The organism is Roseateles sp. P5_B10 (genome assembly GCF_056400485.1).
On the sequence record NZ_JBFULE010001652.1, the window covers coordinates 1 to 572 of the forward strand.

Here is a 572-nt window from a genome sequence, read left to right on the forward strand (position 1 = left end):
CGTAGATCGAACGCGGCACCTTGCGGGCTGGCATTTTCGGACAGCACCGTGGCTTCAACTCGCAGATGTCGCAGTCACGTTTGCTGGCGCGATAGAGAAGCGTCGCGCCGTCATTCACTAGCGTCCCGGTTGAAGCCAGCACCTTGCCGGCCGGACAAAGATAGATGTCGGCTTCCGGTTCGTAGGCAAAGGCGTCCCGGGCGAACGTCCCATCCTCGCGAGCCGACTTGTCGAACACAGGGATGTGCGGCTCGATCGTGTGATCGTCGACCAGCCAACCCAGCATCTCGGCCGATCCGTAAGCGCTATCGGCAGCCAGACGCTGGGGATGGATGCCGAAGCACTCCCCAGTACGTTCGATCATCGTGCGGGCCGCACCGACCTCGGCCTGTCGAATGGCGCGTGTTGCCTCAACATCGACGATGACCGCAGCCTTTAGATCGATGAGGTAATTGTCGGCATAGGCAAAGAAAGCATGACCTTTGTGAGCCCCGGTCCATTGCGCCGCCGGATCGGATCGGGAGATGAACTTCGGTACCGTCTCGCTCGCCGCGCCCCAGGCCGCCTCGTCC

1 protein-coding gene is annotated in these 572 nt (G+C 61.9%); it reads right to left on the bottom strand.

The features are described from left to right. Positions 1–572 (bottom strand): transposase (locus AC1DU6_RS35135; RefSeq protein WP_477863185.1); only part of this gene is annotated, 572 nt, incomplete at both ends.